The sequence below is a fragment of the Brevibacillus sp. M2.1A genome (assembly GCF_013284355.2).
Classification (GTDB): domain Bacteria; phylum Bacillota; class Bacilli; order Brevibacillales; family Brevibacillaceae; genus Brevibacillus.
Genome location: NZ_JABSUY020000001.1, coordinates 4,828,228 through 4,844,888, shown reverse-complemented (window position 1 = coordinate 4,844,888; position 16,661 = coordinate 4,828,228). Strand labels below are relative to the sequence as shown.

Here is a 16,661-nt window from a genome sequence, read left to right as displayed (position 1 = left end):
AGGGTTTTTATGCTGCGCTACTGCTATTTGTACAAAGAGGAAACAAAAGGCGTAATGGCTGCGATCACGGCGTCACAAAACACATCGGAACGACGTACGCGATTATCCGTTAAAAGGGAATAGGCGCCGCCACGATGATTACTGCCAACGGTTTTCCCCCATTCATCAATGATGGTACTGAGCTCAATTTGCTCCTGCTGGATTCGGTGAACGGCTTGATTCGGGATAGGAAAAGCCAACCCCTTACCAATAAATAGCTCACTTCCATTCCAGGCTGCGCAGATGGAAATCAAATACCACTGCTTTGTAAAACGCTCATCGTACATAAGTCCGCCTTCCAAGCCTAGCCCAATGTCTGCTTCAGGGGTTTGACTACGTGCAGCTTTTGCTCGATTGATCGCTCCTGTAATCGTCTCTTCTTCACTCATCGGCTGAGCCGATACGCCCGAGGGGACGGATATGCAGAAAGGCTCCGTTCCGGTTGCTTTTTGCACAGCGAGACGCTTAGCTTCATTTTTCGTTCCGAGTGCATAGCGGAAAATATGGTAATCCAACGGCTTGTTCCACCTCTTTCCATCATCGATGCTAGTGGTAGTATACCACCTTTTGATTCGACCGCGATTCTCTAGGTTGTGTTAAGATAATAGGCATAGATAAGAGTCAGACCCAGCATACGAAAGAGAAAGAGGAGTGGACGATGAAATTTACAAAGCTGCATGGCTTGGGGAATGATTACGTTTACGTCAACTGTTTTGAGGAAGACTTGTCGCGTGTAGATTTACCCGAATTGGCTAGAAGGGTGAGTGATCGGAATTTTGGGATTGGGGGCGATGGACTGATCCTCATTATGCCATCGGAGCGAGCTGATTTTCGCATGCGGGTCTTTAACAATGATGGCAGCGAAGCAAAAAACTGCGGAAACGGCTTGCGCTGTGTAAGCAAGTACGTATACGATCACGGTTTGACGGAACAAACAACGTTTACCGTGGAGACGTTGGGAGGGACCGTCACTCCTGTCGTATCGCTAGGAGCAGATGGTAAGGTCGATCAAGTAACGATCAATATGGGGGAGCCTCATTTTGAGCGAGCAGCAATTCCGATGACTGGCATTCCTGAGGAGCAAGTGCGAGAAGAGGTAATCGAGGTCGGTGGAACGGCGTTTACGATGACGGCTGTTTCGATGGGCAATCCCCATGCCATCCTTTTCGTGGATGAAGTGAAGGAAGAAGATGTTCGTCACTACGGACCATTGATCGAGTATCACGAATGGTTTCCAGAGCGAACCAACGTCGAATTTATCCAAATATTGAATCACGAGGAAATTCTTTTCCGTGTATGGGAGAGGGGATCAGGTGTAACGCTTGCCTGTGGGACGGGAGCTTGCGCTGCTGCAGTAGCTGCCCACTTGAGCGGGAAGACAGGTAGAAAGGTCACTGTCCACCTGGCAGGAGGCGATCTCTTTATTGAATGGAAGGAAGCGGATAACCGCGTCTATATGACGGGCCCGGCAACTGAAGTTTTTTCTGGTGCGTATTTGGGGGAGATCCCTTTAAAATAACAGCAAATCCAAAACCGTTCCGTCGCAACCGACAGGAGCGGTTTTTTTACAAAAAATAGCGTGGTCACGGCCAATCCTACATGCCGTCACCACGCTATCGAATTCGAATAAGTGTCACGCGTTGTACACCTCATTTAGGTATGCGACTTCCGTGCGGTCGTATTGAGGGGTATTCTTGTTCATCTTCGTAAGTTCTGCTTGCAGTCTTTTCAATTCCGCTTCCATCTTCTTGATTTCTTCTTGCATAGCTTGTGCTGTCATGGTGGTTCTCTCCTTGTTGTTTTTTATCTAAATTTATTGACTATTCTAACGAAAGGCCAAAACAATGTAAATAGCCTATATCTGGATGTAAGCGCTTTATCGGTGAATAGTCTGTGAACGGTTGTTCAGATTGTCTGATTTGGTCTTTTGAGAGCAAGGCACTCTGGGAAAAATAAGGTCGAGAAGTGTAATACTTTGTATGTTCTTTACGAAAAGTCATGTTATGATGAAGCGTAGTATTCGGGCCTTTTGCCCTTAGGAAGGTGTGTACTGGTGATTTACTTGGACAACAGTGCGACTACCCGGCCTCATCCTCAAGTGATTGAAACCGTTAGACGCGCGATGGAAAGCTACTATGGAAACCCGTCTTCTTTGCATCAAAAAGGAGTAGAGGCGGAAAATGTACTGAAGCAGGCGCGAAAGGTTGCCGCTCAGTACTTGAGCTGTAAAGAAAGTGAAGTTATTTTTACTTCAGGTGGTACGGAGAGCAATAATACGGCGATCAAGGGTGTAGCCTTTCAATATCAAAGCAGAGGGAAACATATTATTACGACGCAGGTTGAGCATCCGGCTGTTTATGATGTTTGCAAACAGTTGGAAGGCCTGGGGTTTGCTGTGACGTATCTGCCGGTAGATCGTGAAGGACGCGTGTCAGTAGAAGCTGTTCAAAAGGCAATGCGTCCAGATACGATTCTCGTTTCGGTCATGCATGTGAACAACGAGTTGGGAACCATTCAACCGATCTTGGAAATCGGACAATGGTTGAAGCAATTCCCGAAAGTCCTGTTTCACGTCGATGCTGTCCAAGGAATTGGGAAAGTTCCTCTGCGCATCAAGGATTCAGGGATTGATTTGTTGAGCGTCTCTGCTCACAAGTTTTACGGCCCCAGAGGAGTCGGCATTTTGTATAAACGCGAAGGCTTGATCATCCACCCGTTGATGATGGGTGGCGGTCAAGAAGGTGGTGTTCGCTCAGGAACGGAAAACCTCCCGGCCATCGCCGGTATGGCAAAAGCAATCCGGATTCTAGAAGAACTGGGCAGCGTCGAGATGATCAGGCTGCAAAAATTGAATCAACAGCTCCGTGAAGGGATTGCAACCATTGAAGGTTGCATCGTGAATACCCCAGTAGCGAATACGGCTCCTCATATTATGAACTTGTCAGTTCCAGGAGTAAAAGCGGAAGTTCTGTTGCATGCTTTGGAGGAAAAAGGTTTTCTGATATCCACCAAGTCCGCATGCTCATCCAAAGTCAATGAGCCGAGCAGAGTACTGACTGCGATTGGCATCGAGCGGGATTGCGCATTGTCGTCTTTGCGGGTCAGTCTGGGCCGGGAAAATACAACGGACGATATTCAGCAGTTTTTAAAGGCGTTAGAGGAATGCGTCAGTCTGCTTCGTACTTATATCAAACAACAACCTGCCCCCGCGCACAGAAAATAGTGTGGACAACTAAAAGGAGATAAACATGAACTACGATGTTATTTTAATTCGTTATGGTGAGTTGGCGCTTAAAGGGAAAAACCGGGATCAATTCGAAGAAGCCCTTGTAAAGAGTGTGAGAAACGTACTGCGCTCATTTTTTAAAGTAAAAGTTCGACGCAATTACGGCCGGATGTATGTGGAGCTGCACGGCGAGGACGCTTATGCGGTTATGGAGCGTTTGAAGCGCGTTTTTGGTATTTCTTCCTTTAGTCCGACGATCCAGGTAGATCCTGATATTGAAACAATCAAGGAAAAAGCACTGGAGATGGTCCGTCAATTAAATCCACAGCCGCGTACATTCCGCGTGGTTTCCCGCCGGGCTGATAAACGCTATCCGATTCCTTCTATGGAAGTCAATCGAATGGTAGCAACGCATATCCTGCGCGCACTGCCAGCTATCAGTGTAGACTTGCATGAGCCGGACACCATCGTGAATGTAGAAATTCGCACAGAGGGTACTTACCTTAGCTGTGAAACCATCCAGGGACCTGGTGGCTTGCCAGTTGGGGTGAGCGGAAAAGTACTGCTGCTTCTATCTGGGGGTATCGACAGTCCCGTAGCAGGTTGGATGATGCTGAAGCGTGGTGTGACGCTTGAAGCAATCCACTTCCACAGCTATCCGTTTACGAGCGAGCGCGCTTTGCAAAAAGTACGTGATTTGGCTCATAAGCTGACGAAATGGGGAGGAACTGTTCGTCTCCACGTTGTACCGTTTACCGAAATTCAGACCGCCATTCGTGAAAAATGTCCAGAAGACTATTTGATCACCATCATGCGTCGCTTCATGATGCGCATTTCGGAGCGTGTTGCGGAAAATACCAATGCCAAGGCACTCGCAACAGGAGAAAGCCTCGGTCAAGTCGCATCGCAAACTTTGGAAAGCATGGACACGATCAACAAGGTGATTTCAATTCCAATCCTGCGACCGCTCGTCGCCATGGACAAGGTAGACATCGTGGATATTTCTCGCCAAATCGATACGTACGAGCTTTCGATTTTGCCGTATGAAGACTGCTGCACAGTGTTTACACCGAAAAATCCTGTAACGCGACCGAAGCCTCGCCTCGCTGCAAAATTTGAGGAAGCGCTGGATGTAGAAGCGTTAGTGGAGGATGCTGTAGCGCGAACTGAAATCGAAGAGATTACAACGAAGCCAAAAGAAACGACAACCGACTTGTTCTAACTACAAGTATAGAGAAACTCGCGACACGGGGGAGAAGGAACCATGATAATCCGTTATGAGCGCAATGGTAAGGTGAAGCATGGCTGGATGGTGGAAGAGGATCGCAAAGTACGCGTGATTGAAGGGGACATATACAAAATCCATACGGCAAAACCGATCATGACGGGCCTTGAGCTGCTTTTGGATGAGGTCACGTTAAAGGCGCCAAGTGATCCAAGCAAGGTCGTATGCATCGGATTGAATTACCGGGACCATGCGGCTGAGATGGGGATTGACCTGCCAAAAGAACCGCTGATGTTTTTGAAGCCGTCAACAACAGTCATTGGACCTGGCGAGCCTATCGTCTATCCAAAGCTGACGCAGAACCTTCATTATGAAGGCGAACTCGCCGTGGTGATTAAGAAAGAGGCCAAGAAGATCAAGGCTGCGGATGCAGACGATTATATTTTGGGATTCACTTGTGCGATTGATGTGACCGCTCGCGATCTGCAGATGAGCGATGGGCAATGGACTCGGGCAAAAGGCTTTGATACGTTTTGTCCGCTTGGACCTGCTATTGCAGCCAAACTTGATTATCATAATTTGCGTATCGTGACACGAGTAAACGGGGAAGTTCGTCAGGATGCTCGCACAGACCAATTGATTTTTTCGATTCCGCAGTTGATCGAGGCTGTGTCAGCGGTCATGACGCTTCGTCCCGGCGATGTTATTTTAACCGGGACGCCATCTGGTGTAGGTGAGCTTGTTCCGGGTGATGAAGTTTCGGTAACCATTGAAGGGATCGGAACCTTAACGACTCATGTAGTGGCTGAGGAGTAGTCATACATTCTTTGATAAGATGGACCAAGCCCCCTGCTTGTTTGAAGTGGGGGCTTGGTTTGTTTATTTTATTCTTCTTCGTTCGGATCATCATGAATGGGGTGCGCGGATGGGTCTTGTCTAGGAAGGTCTTGATGCATTAGCCTTGTTTCGTAAGTGAATCGAGTGGTGGTGGAATGCTGTCCCGGCTCCCAGCCTGTTGCTTTCCCTAAGCGAGCTTCGTTTGTGGCAGATCCAAATGGCCCCTCAGGGAATTCTTCCTGAAGGATTTCATTGCGTTGTGACTCTACGGTAGATAATTCACTGTAATGATCGTTTTCGTATTCTTCATAGGTTGGTTTTGGATCCATAGTAACACCGCCGTTTATTTGTTGGATACTTCATGGGCATGGAGCTAAAACGCCAAGCGTTTATAGTGTGAAATAAAAAGAGAATCGCTATTCGTTTTTCCTATTGACTCCGTGACTTATTTCATTTATATTTAAATTCTGCTCGAAACAATCAATACACATAAAAAATCATCAATAAAAAAGTGAGAGAAATACTTGACTTATATCTGGTGATTTTGTTATATTAGATCTTGTCGCTGCTGAAGTAAGCGAAATGGTTAAAAAAACCTCTTGCAAAAAACAGCTGCTACATGATAAAATGGGAAAGTCGCCTTCGGGCGAATGAAACAAATTGCTCCTTGAAAACTGAACAGCGAAAGCGTTAATGAGTCTATCATGAAATGATTTGCCAGCTTTGAACCAGTAACAAACTTTATTGGAGAGTTTGATCCTGGCTCAGGACGAACGCTGGCGGCGTGCCTAATACATGCAAGTCGAGCGAGGGTCTTCGGACCCTAGCGGCGGACGGGTGAGTAACACGTAGGCAACCTGCCTCTCAGACTGGGATAACATAGGGAAACTTATGCTAATACCGGATAGGTTTTTGGATCGCATGATCCGAAAAGAAAAGATGGCTTCGGCTATCACTGGGAGATGGACCCGCGGCGCATTAGCTAGTTGGTGGGGTAACGGTACCACCAAGGCGACGATGCGTAGCCGACCTGAGAGGGTGACCTACCACACTGGGACTGAGACACGGCCAGACTCCTACGGGAGGCAGCAGTAGGGAATTTTCCACAATGGACGAAAGTCTGATGGAGCAACGCCGCGTGAACGATGAAGGTCTTCGGATTGTAAAGTTCTGTTGTTAGGGACGAATAAGTACCGTTCGAATAGGGCGGTACCTTGACGGTACCTGACGAGAAAGCCACGGCTAACTACGTGCCAGCAGCCGCGGTAATACGTAGGTGGCAAGCGTTGTCCGGATTTATTGGGCGTAAAGCGCGCGCAGGCGGCTATGTAAGTCTGGTGTTAAAGCCCGGGGCTCAACCCCGGTTCGCATCGGAAACTGTGTAGCTTGAGTGCAGAAGAGGAAAGCGGTATTCCACGTGTAGCGGTGAAATGCGTAGAGATGTGGAGGAACACCAGTGGCGAAGGCGGCTTTCTGGTCTGTAACTGACGCTGAGGCGCGAAAGCGTGGGGAGCAAACAGGATTAGATACCCTGGTAGTCCACGCCGTAAACGATGAGTGCTAGGTGTTGGGGTTTCAATACCCTCAGTGCCGCAGCTAACGCAATAAGCACTCCGCCTGGGGAGTACGCTCGCAAGAGTGAAACTCAAAGGAATTGACGAGTACACAAGCGGTGGAGCATGTGGTTTAATTCGAAGCAACGCGAAGAACCTTACCAGGTCTTGACATCCCGCTGACCGCTCTGGAGACAGAGTTTCCCTTCGGGGCAGTGGTGACAGGTGGTGCATGGTTGTCGTCAGCTCGTGTCGTGAGATGTTGGGTTAAGTCCCGCAACGAGCGCAACCCTTATCTTTAGTTGCCAGCATTCAGTTGGGCACTCTAGAGAGACTGCCGTCGACAAGACGGAGGAAGGCGGGGATGACGTCAAATCATCATGCCCCTTATGACCTGGGCTACACACGTGCTACAATGGTTGGTACAACGGGATGCTACCTCGCGAGAGGACGCCAATCTCTTAAAACCAATCTCAGTTCGGATTGTAGGCTGCAACTCGCCTACATGAAGTCGGAATCGCTAGTAATCGCGGATCAGCATGCCGCGGTGAATACGTTCCCGGGCTTGTACACACCGCCCGTCACACCACGGGAGTTTGCAACACCCGAAGTCGGTGAGGTAACCGCAAGGAGCCAGCCGCCGAAGGTGGGGTAGATGACTGGGGTGAAGTCGTAACAAGGTATCCGTACCGGAAGGTGCGGATGGATCACCTCCTTTCTATGGAGATATGACCGTAACGCAACATTCGCTGTTCAGTTTTGAAGGAGTATTTCCTTCATATAGTCTGGTGATGATGGCGGAGGGGACACCCGTTCCCATGCCGAACACGGTAGTTAAGCCCTCCAGCGCCGATGGTACTTGCTCCGCAGGAGCCGGGAGAGTAGGACGTTGCCAGGCAGTTACTCTTGCGAGTAACTATCCATTTGTTCTTTGAAAACTGGATACTGCATGAAATTGCTAAGATATTAACTGTAAGTACTTTTTAGTGCTAACCAAACGTGGTTAAGTTACTAAGGGCACACGGTGGATGCCTTGGCGCTAGGAGCCGAAGAAGGACGCAGCGAACTGCGATAAGCCTCGGGGAGCGGTAAGCACGCTTTGATCCGGGGATCTCCGAATGGGGAAACCCACCATCTGTAATGGGATGGTATCCGTATCTGAATACATAGGGTACGAGAAGGCAGACCCGGTGAACTGAAACATCTAAGTAGCCGGAGGAAGAGAAAACAATAGTGATTCCGTCAGTAGTGGCGAGCGAACGCGGAAGAGCCTAAACCGTCAGGTTTACCTGGCGGGGTTGTGGGGCGTCTCACACGGAGTTACAAAAGACGCGCGTAGGTGAACAGCTTGGGAAAGCTGACCATAGAGCGTGATAGTCGCGTAACCTAAACGCGCGTCTCTCCGAGACCAACCCCGAGTAGCGCGGGACACGTGAAATCCCGTGTGAATCTGGCAGGACCATCTGCTAAGGCTAAATACTACCTAGCGACCGATAGTGAACCAGTACCGTGAGGGAAAGGTGAAAAGCACCCCGGGAGGGGAGTGAAATAGTACCTGAAACCGTGTGCTTACAAATAGTCGGAGCCCGTTAAAGGGTGACGGCGTGCCTTTTGTAGAATGAACCGGCGAGTTACGGTAGCGTGCGAGGTTAAGTTGAAGAGACGGAGCCGCAGCGAAAGCGAGTCTGAATAGGGCGATAGTACGCTGCCGTAGACCCGAAACCGTGTGATCTAGCCATGTCCAGGGTGAAGGTAGGGTAACACCTACTGGAGGCCCGAACCCACGCACGTTGAAAAGTGCGGGGATGAGGTGTGGCTAGCGGTGAAATTCCAATCGAACTCGGAGATAGCTGGTTCTCCCGAAATAGCTTTAGGGCTAGCCTCGGAATTTAGAGTCTTGGAGGTAGAGCACTGATTGGGCTAGGAGGCCTCATCGGGTTACCGAACTCAGTCAAACTCCGAATGCCAATGACTTATGTCCGGGAGTCAGACGGTGAGTGCTAAGATCCATCGTCAAAAGGGAAACAGCCCAGACCATCAGCTAAGGTCCCCAAGTATACGTTAAGTGGGAAACGATGTGGAGTTGCCCAGACAACCAGGATGTTGGCTTAGAAGCAGCCACCATTTAAAGAGTGCGTAATAGCTCACTGGTCGAGTGACTCTGCGCGGAAAATGTAACGGGGCTAAACGTATCACCGAAGCTATGGCAGTCCTTACGGACTGGGTAGGGGAGCGTTCAAGCAGCAGTGAAGCCGTACTGGAAAGAGCGGTGGAGCGCTTGGAAGTGAGAATGCCGGTGTAAGTAGCGAAAAGACAAGTGAGAATCTTGTCCACCGAAAGCCTAAGGTTTCCTGGGGAAGGCTCGTCCTCCCAGGGTTAGTCGGGACCTAAGCTGAGGCCGAAAGGCGTAGGCGATGGACAACAGGTTGATATTCCTGTACCACCTCTGTTCCGCTTGAGCAATGGCGTGACGCAGGAGGATAGGGTGAGTATACTGGATGGCGTCCCAAGCAAGTGTGGTGTGTAGGCAAATCCGCACACCGTGAAGCATGAGCTGTGATGGCGAGGGAAATTTTAGTACCGAAGTCCCTGATTTCACACTGCCAAGAAAAGCGTCTAGCGAGGAACAAGGTGCCCGTACCGCAAACCGACACAGGTAGGCGAGGAGAGAATCTAAGGTGCGCGGGATAACTCTTGCTAAGGAACTCGGCAAAATGACCCCGTAACTTCGGGAGAAGGGGCGCCTCGGTAGGGTTAATAGCCCGAGGAAAGCCGCAGTGAAAAAGGCCCAAGCGACTGTTTAGCAAAAACACAGGTCTCTGCGAAGCCGCAAGGCGAAGTATAGGGGCTGACGCCTGCCCGGTGCTGGAAGGTTAAGGGGATGAGTTAGCGCAAGCGAAGCTTTGAACCGAAGCCCCAGTAAACGGTAGTAACTATAACGGTCCTAAGGTAGCGAAATTCCTTGTCGGGTAAGTTCCGACCCGCACGAAAGGCGTAACGACTTGGGCGCTGTCTCGGCAAGAGACCCGGTGAAATCATAATACCTGTGAAGATGCAGGTTACCCGCGACAAGACGGAAAGACCCCATGGAGCTTTACTGTAGCCTGGTATTGGAACTTTGTGCATCATGTACAGGATAGGTGGGAAGCTGAGAAGCAGGGGCGCCAGCCTCTGTGGAGCTGTCGGTGGGATACCACCCTTGATGTACGGAGTTTCTAACTCGTCGCCCTTATCGGGCGAGAGGACCATGCCAGGTGGGCAGTTTGACTGGGGCGGTCGCCTCCTAAAAGGTAACGGAGGCGCCCAAAGGTTCCCTCAGAATGGTCGGAAATCATTCGTAGAGTGTAAAGGCAGAAGGGAGCTTGACTGCGAGACCTACAAGTCGAGCAGGGACGAAAGTCGGGCTTAGTGATCCGGTGGTTCCGCATGGAAGAGTATCGCTCAACGGATAAAAGCTACCCTGGGGATAACAGGCTTATCTCCCCAAGAGTCCACATCGACGGGGAGGTTTGGCACCTCGATGTCGGCTCATCGCATCCTGGGGCTGAAGTAGGTCCCAAGGGTTGGGCTGTTCGCCCATTAAAGCGGTACGCGAGCTGGGTTCAGAACGTCGTGAGACAGTTCGGTCCCTATCTGTCGCGGGCGTAGGAAGTTTGAGGAGAGCTGTCCTTAGTACGAGAGGACCGGGATGGACGCACCGCTGGTGCACCAGTTGTCACGCCAGTGGCACAGCTGGGTAGCTATGTGCGGACGGGATAAGCGCTGAAAGCATCTAAGCGTGAAGCCCCCTCCAAGATGAGACTTCCCACAGCGCAAGCTGGTAAGACCCCTCATAGACGATGAGGTTGATAGGTTCGGTGTGGAAGCGCGGTAACGCGTGGAGCTGACGAATACTAATCGGTCGAGGACTTATCCACACATTCTTAGCAATCATGCGTATTCAGTTTTGAAGGAACAAACCTTCTACGTTCCTCGGTAGCTCAGTTGGTAGAGCAATCGGCTGTTAACCGATCGGTCGGCGGTTCGAGTCCGTCCCGAGGAGCCATAATATGCTCCTGTAGCTCAGTCGGTAGAGCGTTTCCATGGTAAGGAAGAGGTCGCAGGTTCGATTCCTGTCGGGAGCACCAGAAGTAATCTTAATCTTGAACCCGTTGGTGAAGCGGTTTAACACAGCAGCCTTTCACGCTGTCATTCAGGGGTTCGAATCCCCTACGGGTCACCTAGAAAAATCCCTACATATTTGTAGGTGATTTGGAGGCTTAGCTCAGCTGGGAGAGCATCTGCCTTACAAGCAGAGGGTCGGCGGTTCGATCCCGTCAGCCTCCACCACTTATATAAATGGACAAGGAAGGTCAGCTAAAAACGTCACGTCTTGTGGCAACACTGACACTCAGTCGTCCTGACTATCGCGGGATGGAGCAGCTCGGTAGCTCGTCGGGCTCATAACCCGAAGGTCGCAGGTTCAAATCCTGCTCCCGCAACCAAATTTTCTACTTGCTCTACATCGAGTAATCTTCTTGAACAAGTAGGATCGGAGTACCCAGTGGGTGCAACCAAATATGGAGCTGTGGTGAAGTTGGAGTTCACGCCGGTCTGTCACACCGGAGGTCGCGGGTTCGAGTCCCGTCAGCTCCGCCATCTTTCTTAATGAGATGGCATAGTTCATGAACATGAAAAAGGTTTAACGGAATAAAAAAACGTTGATTTTCATGAAAGATATGCCATAATTAAAGATATGCCGGTATAGCTCAATTGGTAGAGCACCTGACTTGTAATCAGGGGTTGTGGGTTCAAGTCCTATTGCCGGCACCATGAAATTGGGGAGATAGTGAAGTGGCTAAACACGGCAGACTGTAAATCTGCTCCCTCCGGGTTCGGCGGTTCGAATCCGTCTCTCCCACCATTTTTCATGAGCCATTAGCTCAGTTGGTAGAGCATCTGACTTTTAATCAGAGGGTCGAAGGTTCGAGTCCTTCATGGCTCACCAGTTTTCATAAACCCGAAAAGTGAAAGTCAGCTTGTTAACACCTCTGACTACTTGGATGGGAAAATGCGGTCGTGGCGGAATTGGCAGACGCGCTAGATTCAGGTTCTAGTGGTGGCAACACCGTGGAGGTTCAAGTCCTCTCGACCGCACCAATCAACTTCTTCTTATAATGCGGACGTAGCTCAATTGGTAGAGCGTCGCCTTGCCAAGGCGAAGGTCGAGGGTTCGAGACCCTTCGTCCGCTCCATAACATGTGCCCTTAGCTCAGCTGGATAGAGCGTTTGACTACGAATCAAAAGGTCGGGAGTTCGAATCTCTCAGGGCACGCTTCTTTACTACAAAAGTGAAGATGATAATTTGTCGGGAAGTAGCTCAGCTTGGTAGAGTACTTGGCTTGGGACCAAGGGGTCGCAGGTTCGAATCCTGTCTTCCCGACCATGATTTGCCCACGTTTTACAGGTTTGCCGGGGTGGCGGAATGGGCAGACGCAACAGACTTAAAATCTGTCGGGAGTTTCTCCCGTACCGGTTCAAGTCCGGTCCTCGGCACCAGCATCTATTTTGATGCGGGTGTAGTTCAATGGTAGAACTCCAGCCTTCCAAGCTGGTCGCGTGGGTTCGATTCCCATCACCCGCTCCATACATAAAGCAGAGAGCCAATAGGTTCTCTGTTTTTTTGTGTCTAGGAAAGCAGGCCTATTTTTACTTGAGGCAAAAGTATGAAGGCTTATCCAACAGTTGAATAGATAAGCCTTTGTTCAATACAGGTATAAAAGTTTGTCGAAAGCTGTCTGACGTTTTCTATGGTAGCAACATATGTTTTCGTGTACAGTAAAACTAAGATCGCTTACCGATGAAGTTGGTAACGGATCTCTTGCCTTGCCTCCTGCATTGTCAGGGGGCTTTTTTGCGTGGTTCAAAAAAGAGCGACCTAGAGAGCTTCCATTCGCGGACCAACTTCCTGGGCATTTGCAATCGGCAGAGAAACGATAAAGCGTGTGCGTTTTTCATTGGAATCACAATGGATCGTGCCCTGATGCTTTTCGATAATATTTTTGCAGATGGACAAGCCAATACCCGTCCCATTTTGTTTAGTCGTAAAGAATGGTTGGAAAAGATTCTCGACGATCTCGGGTGGAATCCTTTCGCCGTTGTTTTCCACACTCAAATAGAGCCATCCATCAGAAGAAGTGGAAATGACATGAATATACTTGTCTGTGCGATTTTGCACGGCGTCAATGGCATTGTTTAATAGATTGACGACAACTTGCTTCAAGCCTTCTTCATAACATGCGAGTAAGCAGGGGTGGATTTGTTTTTCAAAACGTATGTTTTCTCCCACGAGGCGAGGGGTAATCAGCATCTCTACTTCTTCAAGCAGTTCTTCTACTTGAACGGTTTTAAAAATTTCATCGAGAATTGGTTTTTTGGAAAAGCTGAGGAATCCGGTCAGTTGCCGATGTAAATTCTCAAACTCATGCATGACGACTTGGATATACGTCTGAAGCTGGGCCTGTTCCCGTGTAGACTCGCCGATCAGCTTTAGGAACCCTTCAATGGCGCACAATGGATTGCGCAGCTCATGAGCCATATTGGCGGCAATTTTTCCGAGCATGGTCAGTTTGTCGTTATGCAAATAGGAGATCGTTTCTTCCTTCTGGACGAGCTCTTTATTCATCATTTGTTCAAAGTGATAGACAGCCCAGAAGACACTTTCATCCATGGCCTTACCCAGTTGGCTTTCCAAATAGTGCATTTCTTGTGAAGAGAGGGACCATCTCTGTAATTCTGGTTGGAGAACCCGCCAGAATACATTCCGGTACAATTGATATGTGCGCAAAATGGAGGAGAAGGGGAATTCCTGAGAACGAAGCCACTCTCCCATATCTAATGCCCAAGTCTGCATGTCATGATCTACATCCTCAACCAGATAGCGAGCCAAGAGCACTGTTCGTTTTTCTGCAAAATCGCGAGGAATGGTTACAGGAATTTCCATGCTGCGAACAATTTCTTGCAGCCATATTGTGGTGATACTTGGTGTTAAGTCTAAAATCTTTCTTGAAACGTCATAAAGGTTTAGCGTCACAGTCTCCACCATCTCTTATCCACCCCACTAAAATCGTAAGGGAAAATGCCTAATTTAGACAAGGTATAATTAGCCTGATTTCGCAATAAAATGTATTTTTTTCGGAAGTTTTTATCTACAAAATCCGCTGAAAACCGCCTTTTTTCGGAAAAATATTCAATCATGAGTCCGATTCCAGTCGCATAAAGTAGAATGGACGAACTTTATTGGACCAGGGAGGCAGGGATGGGCGAGTATTTTTGGCTGGGTCTTGTACACATCTTCATGATCGATCTGGTATTAAGCAGCGACAATGCTGTGGTCATAGGTATGGCCTGCCGCGGACTCCCGAGAAATGAGAGAAAACGGGCAATTTTATATGGGACAATGGGTGCAATCCTCTTGCGGATTGTGCTAACGACAATGACTACCTGGATGTTGGATATTCCTCTCGTGAAGGCAATCGGGGGAATATTATTGCTATGGATCGCGTGTAAACTGATGCTGGGTGAGAATGAAGAGCTCGCAGACGTATCGCATAATCAGACAATTGGTCAGGCAGTCAGGACCATCATAGTAGCAGATTTTGTCATGAGTTTGGACAATGTTTTGGCAGTTGGTGGCGCGGCACATGGCGATTTATGGTTAGTTTTGCTAGGGTTAGCGATGAGCATTCCATTATTAATGTGGGGAAGTGTGTGGATTGCCCGCATGATGAATCGTTTTCCCAGTATGGTCATCATTGGGGGCGGAATTCTTACCTTTACAGCAGTGGAGATGTGTCTTCAGGATCCGTATGTCTGGAAGTGGGTGAATCCTTTGCTTCTCAACCATATGTGGCTGCCCGTATTTGCTGCCGTCGTGGTCATGTTTTGGGGGCGCATGAAAAGGACGTGAAAAGGTGATGAAGATTGCCCATTCTTGGGCATACTACAACAAAGGTCATGACCGTTTTGCGAAAATGTAAGTGGTCACATCCAGCTTAATGAAAACATAGCGGGAAAGGAACTTTTTCGAAATGAATACAAGCCTCTTGATGCTATGGGGATACTGGGATGAAATCTACCAGCGCTGCACCAGACTTACCTATATTGAGAAAGGGAAAAATATATTTCGGGTTGTGGTTTTACGCTATCGGGGAGAGCCACTCGTTACTACCGATAATTGCACCATTCATGACGGGGATTTGATCTTGAAGTTACATATACACAATTATTACTTTGCTACCCTGTGCAAAGAAGTGAAGGATGAACTGCGCGTGGCACTTCTTTTGCGAAGACATATCCTCCAATCCCTGCCGAAGCTGGCCGCGTTCCTGAATTCGATGGAAAATAAGGATCAAATAAAAGGGATAGTGGGAACGACTATGCTACATAAAGGGGTAACACCCTTGGGCTTCTCGATCTCGGATGTACCCATGACCTGGTTTTTTCGATACAAGCGATGGTACTTGCGTCTCATGCTCAGAATCGTGCATCCCAATGGAAAGCGACGATTGCAAACATTGAATTATGAAATGCCCCTAAAGCGTGTTTATATGTCCAAGGAATTTTTACTCAATCGATATGCTGACGGTAAGCAGCCTCTAGGAGAGTCCTACTAATGGCAAAGCGGTTTCTGTTAGTGACAGAGGAATGGGCAGGAAGTGGTCATCGCATGGCTGCCGAAGCTTTGCAAGAGGTTTTACTGGAAAGTGAGGGTGCACGATCGGCACGAGTGGTGGGAGGACTGAAAACCGCCAGTCCAGGCTTACGTGTACTCTCTCATTTTTTTTATCGCAATATGCTTCGCTACGGCCAACCAGTCTGGCAACGCATCTATGAACAAGAAGAAATGCTGGGCAGTGCATTGACTAAACCACTCGGATGGTGGCTATCCGCTCGATTAATCAATCAACTGTTGCAAGAAGAGATGCCGGATGTCGTCATCGCTACGCATGCATACTGCTTGTCCGCATTGGCAGAAGCGAAGAGAAGGGTGTCCAAGCCTTTCCAGCTCGTTTGTGTACCCACGGACTTCCATATTAATCGGTTTTGGGTTCATCCAGAAATTGATGCGTACATGGTGGCACATGAGCAAATTGGACAAATGCTAATCGAGCGCTATGGGATTTCCCCTGAAAAAATCCATGTTTATGGCATTCCAGTTCGGCCTGCCTTTACTACAGCGCTTCATACCGACAAAGCGGCTTGGAAAAAACAGCTTGGACTCGTGCCAGATCAATTCACCGTGTTGATTGGTGGAGGAGAAGGCGGTCATGGTGGAGTGGAGCAGGTCGTACGAGAGTTGCTGTTGGAAGAGCAACCATTGCAGATGGTAGTCGTGACAGGGAAGAATACAAGCCTGTACAGACGCCTAGCGGGCTTGCTAAGTACAGAGAGCAAAGGCCATCGGTTTATATTGAAAGGTTTTGAGCCGCAAATGTGGCAGTGGATTGGAGCAGCTGACGCCTATATAACGAAGCCAGGCGGCATTTCGTGCGCGGAGTCACTTGCTCTTAAGACACCGCTCATTTTATTCCACCCATTGCCCGGACAGGAAATGCATAATTGTTCCTTTTTACTCGAGCAACAAGCAGCGATCTTGGCTGAAACACCGGTTGAAATCAAAGAAATCATCAGATCATGGCGTCAGCCTGAAAAAAGGGACGCTTTTGCAGGATGTTTGGACAAGCTGGGGAGACCAGACGCAGCTTACCAAATTGCACAAGCCCTTCTTCAATGAACAGAC

11 protein-coding genes, 15 tRNA genes and 3 rRNA genes are annotated in these 16,661 nt (G+C 48.9%); 25 read left to right on the top strand and 4 right to left on the bottom strand.

The annotated features are described in order from the left end of the window. Positions 1-23 precede the first annotated feature (23 nt). Positions 24-554, bottom strand: coding sequence for a DUF84 family protein (locus HP567_RS23170; protein ID WP_173612350.1), 531 nt, complete (start codon positions 552-554; stop codon positions 24-26). A 143-nt stretch (positions 555-697) separates the two neighbouring features. Here HP567_RS23170 and dapF point away from each other — a divergent pair, with 143 nt between their 5' ends. Further along, on the top strand, positions 698-1,558 hold the full coding sequence (gene dapF / locus HP567_RS23165) for a diaminopimelate epimerase (protein ID WP_173612349.1): 861 nt from the start codon (positions 698-700) through the stop codon (positions 1,556-1,558). A 114-nt stretch (positions 1,559-1,672) separates the two neighbouring features. Here the strand turns inward: dapF and HP567_RS23160 are convergent, their stop codons facing one another. Next, the gene (locus HP567_RS23160) at positions 1,673-1,819 is read right to left on the bottom strand and encodes a hypothetical protein (protein ID WP_162837761.1); all 147 of its coding nucleotides are present in this window, start codon (positions 1,817-1,819) and stop codon (positions 1,673-1,675) included. 273 nt (positions 1,820-2,092) lie between these two features. Between HP567_RS23160 and HP567_RS23155 the strand changes: the two genes are divergently transcribed. From HP567_RS23155 to HP567_RS23145, 3 genes are read left to right on the top strand one after another with little or no spacing between them, the layout of a single operon-like run. After that, the gene (locus HP567_RS23155) at positions 2,093-3,262 is read left to right on the top strand and encodes a cysteine desulfurase family protein (protein WP_173612348.1); all 1,170 of its coding nucleotides are present in this window, start codon (positions 2,093-2,095) and stop codon (positions 3,260-3,262) included. A 25-nt stretch (positions 3,263-3,287) separates the two neighbouring features. After that, a complete protein-coding gene (gene thiI, locus HP567_RS23150; protein WP_173612347.1) occupies positions 3,288-4,487 on the top strand; it encodes a tRNA uracil 4-sulfurtransferase ThiI in 1,200 nt (399 codons plus the stop codon). 42 nt (positions 4,488-4,529) lie between these two features. Further along, entirely contained in the window at positions 4,530-5,306 is a 777-nt protein-coding gene (locus tag HP567_RS23145; RefSeq protein WP_173612346.1) for a fumarylacetoacetate hydrolase family protein, read from the top strand. 68 nt (positions 5,307-5,374) lie between these two features. Here the strand turns inward: HP567_RS23145 and HP567_RS23140 are convergent, their stop codons facing one another. After that, entirely contained in the window at positions 5,375-5,656 is a 282-nt protein-coding gene (locus tag HP567_RS23140) for a hypothetical protein (RefSeq protein WP_173612345.1), read from the bottom strand. 412 nt (positions 5,657-6,068) lie between these two features. On the opposite strand from HP567_RS23140, the gene HP567_RS23135 reads away from it, so the two are divergent. The 18 genes from HP567_RS23135 (at position 6,069) to HP567_RS23050 (ending at position 12,506) form a co-directional block, all read left to right on the top strand. Next, positions 6,069-7,598 (top strand): 16S ribosomal RNA (locus HP567_RS23135). A gap of 66 nt (positions 7,599-7,664) precedes the next feature. Beyond that, a 5S ribosomal RNA gene (gene rrf, locus HP567_RS23130) occupies positions 7,665-7,778 on the top strand. 103 nt (positions 7,779-7,881) lie between these two features. After that, a 23S ribosomal RNA gene (locus HP567_RS23125) occupies positions 7,882-10,797 on the top strand. Together the 16S, 23S and 5S rRNA genes with 15 tRNA genes alongside form the textbook arrangement of a ribosomal RNA operon. 52 nt (positions 10,798-10,849) lie before the next feature. Further along, a tRNA-Asn gene (locus tag HP567_RS23120) sits at positions 10,850-10,925 on the top strand. A gap of 6 nt (positions 10,926-10,931) precedes the next feature. Next, positions 10,932-11,007 (top strand) — tRNA-Thr (locus HP567_RS23115). A gap of 17 nt (positions 11,008-11,024) precedes the next feature. Further along, positions 11,025-11,099: transfer RNA gene (locus HP567_RS23110), tRNA-Glu, on the top strand. 34 nt (positions 11,100-11,133) lie between these two features. Beyond that, positions 11,134-11,209, top strand: a tRNA-Val gene (locus HP567_RS23105). A 78-nt stretch (positions 11,210-11,287) separates the two neighbouring features. Further along, a tRNA-Met gene (locus tag HP567_RS23100) sits at positions 11,288-11,364 on the top strand. A 77-nt stretch (positions 11,365-11,441) separates the two neighbouring features. Beyond that, a tRNA-Asp gene (locus HP567_RS23095) sits at positions 11,442-11,518 on the top strand. A 99-nt stretch (positions 11,519-11,617) separates the two neighbouring features. Then, a tRNA-Thr gene (locus HP567_RS23090) sits at positions 11,618-11,692 on the top strand. A gap of 7 nt (positions 11,693-11,699) precedes the next feature. Next, positions 11,700-11,783, top strand: a tRNA-Tyr gene (locus tag HP567_RS23085). Between the two features lie 8 nt (positions 11,784-11,791). Then, positions 11,792-11,867, top strand: a tRNA-Lys gene (locus HP567_RS23080). A gap of 65 nt (positions 11,868-11,932) precedes the next feature. Further along, positions 11,933-12,019 (top strand) — tRNA-Leu (locus HP567_RS23075). A gap of 19 nt (positions 12,020-12,038) precedes the next feature. Continuing rightward, a tRNA-Gly gene (locus HP567_RS23070) sits at positions 12,039-12,114 on the top strand. A gap of 6 nt (positions 12,115-12,120) precedes the next feature. Next, positions 12,121-12,194: transfer RNA gene (locus tag HP567_RS23065), tRNA-Arg, on the top strand. Positions 12,195-12,228: 34 nt separating this feature from the next. After that, positions 12,229-12,305: transfer RNA gene (locus HP567_RS23060), tRNA-Pro, on the top strand. A gap of 25 nt (positions 12,306-12,330) precedes the next feature. Beyond that, positions 12,331-12,418 (top strand) — tRNA-Leu (locus HP567_RS23055). A gap of 14 nt (positions 12,419-12,432) precedes the next feature. Further along, a tRNA-Gly gene (locus tag HP567_RS23050) sits at positions 12,433-12,506 on the top strand. 291 nt (positions 12,507-12,797) lie between these two features. On the opposite strand, the gene HP567_RS23045 is transcribed toward HP567_RS23050, so the two are convergent. Next, positions 12,798-13,964, bottom strand: coding sequence for a sensor histidine kinase (locus HP567_RS23045; RefSeq protein WP_173612245.1), 1,167 nt, complete (start codon positions 13,962-13,964; stop codon positions 12,798-12,800). Between the two features lie 213 nt (positions 13,965-14,177). Between HP567_RS23045 and HP567_RS23040 the strand changes: the two genes are divergently transcribed. From HP567_RS23040 to HP567_RS23030, 3 genes are all read left to right on the top strand, one after another. Continuing rightward, complete coding sequence (locus tag HP567_RS23040) at positions 14,178-14,828, top strand: TerC family protein (RefSeq protein ID WP_173612246.1); 651 nt, start codon at positions 14,178-14,180, stop codon at positions 14,826-14,828. 121 nt (positions 14,829-14,949) lie between these two features. Then, the gene (locus tag HP567_RS23035) at positions 14,950-15,534 is read left to right on the top strand and encodes a YkoP family protein (RefSeq protein ID WP_173612247.1); all 585 of its coding nucleotides are present in this window, start codon (positions 14,950-14,952) and stop codon (positions 15,532-15,534) included. Beyond that, complete coding sequence (locus HP567_RS23030) at positions 15,534-16,655, top strand: MGDG synthase family glycosyltransferase (protein ID WP_173612248.1); 1,122 nt, start codon at positions 15,534-15,536, stop codon at positions 16,653-16,655. Before HP567_RS23035 ends, HP567_RS23030 begins: the two co-directional genes overlap by 1 nt. The last annotated feature ends 6 nt before the right edge of the window (positions 16,656-16,661 follow it).

What these genes read in the sequence shown, in the direction of transcription:
- dapF (WP_173612349.1), top strand. Translation starts at nt 698, where the DNA reads ATGAAATTTACAAAGCTGCATGGCTTGGGGAATGATTACGTTTACGTC.
- HP567_RS23160 (WP_162837761.1), bottom strand. Translation starts at nt 1,819, where the DNA reads ATGACAGCACAAGCTATGCAAGAAGAAATCAAGAAGATGGAAGCGGAA.
- thiI (WP_173612347.1), top strand. Translation starts at nt 3,288, where the DNA reads ATGAACTACGATGTTATTTTAATTCGTTATGGTGAGTTGGCGCTTAAA.
- HP567_RS23145 (WP_173612346.1), top strand. Translation starts at nt 4,530, where the DNA reads ATGATAATCCGTTATGAGCGCAATGGTAAGGTGAAGCATGGCTGGATG.
- HP567_RS23140 (WP_173612345.1), bottom strand. Translation starts at nt 5,656, where the DNA reads ATGGATCCAAAACCAACCTATGAAGAATACGAAAACGATCATTACAGT.
- HP567_RS23045 (WP_173612245.1), bottom strand. Translation starts at nt 13,964, where the DNA reads ATGGTGGAGACTGTGACGCTAAACCTTTATGACGTTTCAAGAAAGATT.
- HP567_RS23040 (WP_173612246.1), top strand. Translation starts at nt 14,178, where the DNA reads ATGGGCGAGTATTTTTGGCTGGGTCTTGTACACATCTTCATGATCGAT.
- HP567_RS23035 (WP_173612247.1), top strand. Translation starts at nt 14,950, where the DNA reads ATGAATACAAGCCTCTTGATGCTATGGGGATACTGGGATGAAATCTAC.
- HP567_RS23030 (WP_173612248.1), top strand. Translation starts at nt 15,534, where the DNA reads ATGGCAAAGCGGTTTCTGTTAGTGACAGAGGAATGGGCAGGAAGTGGT.